The sequence below is a fragment of the Streptomyces sp. genome (genome assembly GCF_035563135.1).
Lineage (GTDB): Bacteria > Actinomycetota > Actinomycetes > Streptomycetales > Streptomycetaceae > Streptomyces.
This window is the reverse complement of sequence record NZ_DATMVN010000321.1, coordinates 1-6,361: the sequence shown is the minus strand read 5'-3', so window position 1 is coordinate 6,361 and position 6,361 is coordinate 1. Positions and strand designations below refer to the sequence as shown.

Here is a 6,361-nt window from a genome sequence, read left to right as displayed (position 1 = left end):
CGAGGAACAGCCGGGCGCGACGGTGCGCACGGCCGCGCACGGAGCCGCGGACCTGGGCACGACGAGCTCCGGCCGCACCCTGAGCACCGGGCCCCGGGTGGGCCCGCAGCGCGAGTCCCCCGACCCGGGGGAGGCCCCCTTCCGGAGCAGTGGTCCGACCAGTTCGGGCTCGGGCCGCTCCGCCTACACCCCCGCGGCCGGGAGCGGCGCCCCCCGGATCGGCGCGCAACGCCGTGACAGCAGAAGCGCGGGGAGCGGGCCCGCGGGCGCGTCCTTCGGCCGTGCGGGACGCCCCGTGATCGTGCTCGGCGCCGGCCCCCGGGGCCCCCTCTCCGTCGATCTGGCCGACGAGGGACCGCACCTGCTGGTCGAAGGGCCCGCGGGCAGCGGCCGTACGGAGCTGTTGCGCGCCGTCGCCGCCTCGCTGGCGTCCGCCGCCCGCCCCGACCGGCTCGGCATCCTCCTCATCGACGGGGCGGGCGGCGAGCACGGACAGCGCGGCGAGGGACTGCTCCCCTGCACGGAGCTGCCGCACGTCCTCGCGCACCTGGTGGCCTCCGAGCCCGTACGGATGCGGGAGTTCGCCCAGGCGCTGGGCGGCGAGCTGAAGCGCCGGGCGGAGCTGCTCGGCACGCTGGACTTCGCCGAATGGCACGCGCGGTACGAGGAGTCACAGGCAGCGGCCGGCCGGCGCCCCCACGGCACCGCCGAGCAGCGCGGTGACCTCGAATCACCTGCCACCGGCACTCTGCGGCTGCGGCCCGCCGCCGCCCGCCCGGCGGACCCCGGGCCCTCTCCCCTCCCCCGGCTGGTCGTCCTGGCGGACGACTTCGACGCCCTGGTCGCCCCGGCGCTCGGCAGCCCCGGCCGCCCGTCCGCCGGGTCCGTCGTCCGGGTGCTGGAGGCCGTGGCCAGGGAGGGCGGGCGTCTCGGCGTCCACCTGGTCGCCACGTCCGCCCGCCCGGACCGCACCGAGGACACGGAGCTGGCCCGGGGTGCGCGGCTGCGCATCGTGCTCGATCCACCCGTCGTCCCCCCGTCTCCGGACGAGCCCGCACCGGGCCGGGGGCGCCTGGGGCACCCGGACGGCCGGGTGACACCGTTCCAGGGCGGCCGGGTCACCGGCCGCATCCCGCGTACGGCGACCCTGCGCCCCACCGTCGTACCGCTGGAGTGGGAGCGGATGGGGGATCCGCCGGCCCGCCGGCCGGTCCGCGAGCTGGGCAACGGGCCCACCGACCTCGCTCTGCTGGCCAGCGCCCTGGAGAGGGCGGCCCGTTCGGTGAACGCGGAGCCGCTGCCTCCGTTGATCCCCTGACCACCGGCGCCCTGGGCTCCGCGCACCCGGTCAGTTCCATGACATGACGTCACGAGCCCATCACGATCAATGAGTTGAGGTGAGCGGCGGTATTGCGGCCCCGGTGTGCCGGGCATAGGACTGTGCGCACGGACGACGTGAACCGCACGATGTGAGACGTGATCGGCACCGCAGGGTCCCCTCGTTGGCGCCGGTCCACGCTCATGCGCGCGCAGGAGAGACGGGGCAGGGATGCGCACAACCCTTCGCATGCGTAGGGCCGCACTGGTGTTCACCGCGATCGGGGCGCTGGCCCTCACCGGGTGCGGCGGCGACGGCGGCGACAAGGACAAGGCGGGCGGGGGATCCGGCAAGAGCACGGACAGCCCGTCGACCGTCGATCTGCCGAAGCTCGACGGCGAGAAGATATCGGTGGCCGCGGTCTGGACCGGGCCCGAGCAGGCCAACTTCACCAAGGTGCTCGACGAGTTCGAGAAGCGGACGGGCGCCGCGGTCACCTTCGTCCCGGCGCAGGACCCGATCGTCAACTTCCTCGGGACGAAGATCGCCGGCGGCCAGCCCCCGGACGTCGCGATGCTCCCGCAGGTGGGCGCCATCCAGCAGGCCGTGGCGAAGAAGTGGGCCAAGCCGGCGGGCGCGGAGGCGAAGGCCCAGCTGGGCAAGAACTACGCGAAGGTCTGGCAGGACCTCGGCGCGGTCGACGGCACCCAGTACGGCGTCTACTTCAAGGCCGCCAACAAGTCCCTGGTCTGGTACAACGCCCAGGCGTTCGAGAACGCGGGCGCGAGCGAGCCGAAGACCTGGAAGGACTTCCTGGCCACGGCCGAGACGGTCTCCGCCTCCGGTGTCACCCCGGTCTCGGTCGGCGGCGCGGACGGCTGGACCCTCACCGACTGGTTCGAGAACGTCTACCTCTCCCAGGCCGGCCCGGAGAAGTACGACCAGCTGGCCAAGCACGAGATCAAGTGGACCGACCCGTCCGTCAAGGACGCCCTGACCACCCTCGCCGAACTCTTCGGCAAGCCGAACCTGATCTCCGGCGGCGCGGACGGCGCGCTCCAGACCGAGTTCCCCGTGTCCGTCACCCAGACGTTCACCGGCGGGGACCAGCCCAAGGGCGCCATGGTCTTCGAGGGCGACTTCGTCTCCATCAACATCGCGCAGACCGAGGCGAAGATCGGTACGGACGCCAAGGTGTTCCCGTTCCCGGCGGTCGGCGCCGAGTCCCCCGTGGTCACGGGCGGCGACGCGGCCGTGGCACTCAAGGACAGCAAGGGCGCCCAGGCGCTGCTGACCTGGCTCGCCTCGGCCGACGCGGCCAGGATCTGGGCCGAGGCCGGCGGTTTCATCTCGCCCAACAAGTCGCTGGACGCGGCCGCGTACCCGAACGACGTACAGCGCAAGATCGCCGAGGCGCTGATCGACGCCGGTGACGACGTCCGGTTCGACATGTCCGACCAGGCCCCGCAGTCGTTCGGCGGGACGCCCGGCAAGGGTGAGTGGAAGACGCTCCAGGACTTCCTCAAGAACCCGAAGGACATCGCGGGGACTCAAGCCCGGCTGGAGTCCGACGCGGCCAAGGCGTACAAGAGCTGACGGGATGACTACAGCGACAGCGGGGGGCGCCGGAAGCGCGCCTCCCGCCGACAAGCGTCCCGGCACGGGCACGGGCAGGCGCCCACGCGGAAGCGTGACCGGCACCCGGAGGGCCGTCGCGGCGGTGTTCCTGCTGCCGGCCCTGGTACTGCTCGGCTCCCTCGTCGTCTATCCGATCGTGTACTCCGTCTACCGCTCGTTCCTCGACCAGTCCGGCACCGGCTTCGTGGGCCTGGACAACTACGAGGCGCTGTTCACGGACGCCACCATCCGGACGGCGGTCAAGAACAACGCGATCTGGGTCGTGTTCGCGCCGACGGTCGCCACGGTGCTGGGGCTGATCTTCGCGGTGCTCACCGAGCGGATCCGGTGGGGTACGGCGTTCAAGCTGATCGTCTTCATGCCGATGGCGATCTCCATGCTGGCCGCCGGCATCATCTTCCGGCTGGTGTACGAGCAGGCGCCGGAGCGCGGTGTCGCCAACGCCGTGGCGGTGGGGGTGCACGACACGTTCGCCCGGTCCTCGGGCTTCCCGAAGGCGCATCCGCTGCCCGTGCATCCGCTGAAGGCCGGCGGCGGCGGTTCCTTCGTGACGAAGGAGACGGTGCGCGCCGGTGAACCGGTGCGCCTGCCGCTGGTCGGTGTGGTGCCGGCGAAGATGCCGGGCGACGCGAAGCCCGCGAAGGCGGCCACCGCGTCCGGTGAGGGCGTCACCGGCACGGCCTGGCTCGACTTCACCAGGGGCGGCGGCGGCCGACCGAACGTCGTCGACCCGAAGGAACTCGGCCTCAAGGGCATCACCGTCGAAGCCGTGAAGGACGGCAAGGTCGTCGCCACGGCGACGGCCGGAGCGGACGGGGTGTTCACCCTGCCCGCCTCGGCGGACGGCTCCCTGCTCCGGCTTCCGGCGGACAACTTCCGGGAGCCGTACAACGGGGTCGACTGGCTCGGGCCGTCCCTCGTGACACCCGGGATCATCGGCAGCTACGTCTGGATGTGGGCCGGGTTCGCGATGGTGCTGATCGCCGCCGGACTGGCGGGACTTCCGCGCGAACTCCTCGAAGCGGCGCGGGTGGACGGCGCGAACGAGTGGCAGGTGTTCCGCCGGATCACGGTGCCGATGCTGGCACCCGTGCTCGCGGTGGTCCTGGTCACCCTGATGATCAACGTCCTGAAGATCTTCGACCTGGTCTTCATCATCGCACCGGGCTCCTCCCAGGACGACGCCAACGTCCTGGCCCTCCAGCTGTACCGCTCCTCGTTCGGCACGGACGCGGATCTCGGGGTCGGCAGCGCCATCGCCGTGCTCCTGTTGCTGCTGGTGATCCCGGTGATGCTGTTCAACATCCGCCGGATGCGGAAGGAGGGACGCCGGTGACCGCCCAGGCCCACACCGCACCAGCCTCCGGCCGGGGGTCCGGGGGTCGCCCCCCGGGTGCACACAGCAGCATCCGCCGGATGCGGAAGGAGGGACGCCGGTGACCACGACCGAGGCCGCACAGGCGGGACAGGCGCCAAGGGCCGAGCCGCCCGAAAAGACCAGGCAGTCCCTCGGAGCACGGATCGCCGCCCGGGCGGGCGGTGGCGCCCTGCGGGTCTTCCTCATCCTGGTGGGCCTGTTCTGGCTGATGCCGACCATCGGGCTGCTGCTCTCCTCGCTGCGCGGCGCCGAGGACATCGCGGCGACCGGCTGGTGGAAGGTCTTCACCGCCCCCTCCGAGCTCACCTTCGACAACTACCAGCGCCTGCTGGACAACTCGGTCATCACCGATTCCCTGTTCAGCACGGTCCTCATCACCGTCCCGTCCACGTTCCTGGTGGTCGTCATCGGCTCGTTCGCCGGTTACGCCTTCGCCTGGATGGACTTCCCCGGCCGCGACTGGTGGTTCCTGGTGGTGGTGGGGCTGCTGGTGGTCCCCGTACAGGTCGCCCTGATCCCGGTGTCCGAGCTCTTCGGCGCCATCGGGATCTTCGAGACGACCTTCGGTGTGATCATGTTCCACACGGCGTTCGGCCTGCCGTTCGCCATCTTCCTGCTGAGGAACTTCTTCGCCGAGATCCCGCGTGAACTGCTGGAGGCCGCACGGCTGGACGGCGCGGGTGAGATCCGGCTGTTCACCCGGGTCGTGATGCCGCTCGGCGGCCCCGCGATCGCCTCGCTCGGGATCTTCCAGTTCCTCTGGGTGTGGAACGACATGCTGGTCGCCCTGATCTTCGCGGACTCGGGGTCCCCGCCGATCACCGTGGCCCTCCAGCAGCAGGTGCGGCAGTTCGGGAACAACATCGACGTGCTGGCACCCGGCGCCTTCGTGTCCATGGTGATCCCGCTGGCGGTGTTCTTCGCCTTCCAGCGGCAGTTCGTCTCCGGGGTGATGGCCGGCGCCGTCAAGTAAACGCGGCGGCCGACGACGCCACCGGACACAGGTTCGTCAACACCAGGGCGGCCCGATCACTCGCGATCGGGCCGCCCTACCGCTCTTTTCCCCCGAATGCCACATCCCGCGTAACCAAGTCACTCCATCGGCCGTTTGCGGGCCACCTGCCCGCCCGCGAGCGCCCCCTGGATGTGTTGTGCCCCGGTTCAGTGTCATCGTGCCCGCGTACCGGGTCCAGGCGTATCTGCACGCGTGTCTCGACTCCGTGCTGAATCAGTCCTTCAAGGACTACGAGATCATCGTGGTCGACGACTGTTCACCGGACGCCTGCGGCCCGATCGCCGACGAGTACGCCGTACGCGACCCCCGGGTCAGCGCCGTCCACCTCCCGCACAACTCCGGCCTCGGACCCGCCCGCAACGCCGGGGTGGCCCGGGCGGCCGGGGACTACCTGCTCTTCCTCGACGGCGACGACACCTTCGCCCCCGAGGCGCTCCAGGCCATCGCCGACCGGCTGGAGGCCACCGGCGGCCCCGACGTCCTGGTCTACGACTACGCCCGTACGTACTGGTCGGGCGAGAGCGTGCGCAACACCTTCGCCCGGCACCTCGCCGAGACCGGCCCCCCCTCCTTCCGGCTCGCGGAGCGGCCCGAGCTGCTCAAGGTCCTGATGGTCGTCTGGAACAAGGCGTACCGCCGTGAGTTCATCGAGGCCGAGGGCTTCACCTTCCCGCCCGGCTACTACGAGGACACTCCCTGGACCTACCCGGTGCTGATGGCCGCCGGGTCGATCGCCGTGCTGGACACCGTCTGTGTGGGCTACCGCCAGCGGCGCCGGGGCAACATCCTCTCCACCACCACCCACCGGCACTTCGACGTCTTCGACCAGTACGACCGCGTCTTCGCCTTCATCGACGCCCGCCCCGAACTCGCCGTCTGGCGCCCGGTGATGTTCCGCCGGATGCTCGACCACTTCTCGACCCTCTTCACCTCCCGGGACCGGCTGCCGCGCGGGACCCGGGCCCAGTTCTTCCGCCGCGCCCGCGCCCACTGCCGCCGCTACCGCACCCCA

Annotated in this window: 5 protein-coding genes; all 5 read left to right on the top strand. The window is 71.3% G+C overall.

Features of this window, described 5'->3' with window-relative positions; genetic code table 11:
• Positions 1-1,318 (top strand): FtsK/SpoIIIE domain-containing protein (locus tag VN520_RS14085; RefSeq protein WP_325747243.1); only part of this gene is annotated, 1,318 nt, incomplete at its 5' end.
• 231 nt (positions 1,319-1,549) lie between these two features.
• Entirely contained in the window at positions 1,550-2,914 is a 1,365-nt protein-coding gene (locus VN520_RS14080) for an ABC transporter substrate-binding protein (protein WP_325747242.1), read from the top strand.
• Between the two features lie 4 nt (positions 2,915-2,918).
• Entirely contained in the window at positions 2,919-4,292 is a 1,374-nt protein-coding gene (locus tag VN520_RS14075) for a sugar ABC transporter permease (RefSeq protein ID WP_325747241.1), read from the top strand.
• A 100-nt stretch (positions 4,293-4,392) separates the two neighbouring features.
• A complete protein-coding gene (locus VN520_RS14070; RefSeq protein ID WP_325747240.1) occupies positions 4,393-5,307 on the top strand; it encodes a carbohydrate ABC transporter permease in 915 nt (304 codons plus the stop codon).
• 178 nt (positions 5,308-5,485) lie between these two features.
• On the top strand, positions 5,486-6,361 hold an 876-nt coding region (locus VN520_RS14065; protein WP_325747239.1), incomplete at its 3' end, for a glycosyltransferase family 2 protein.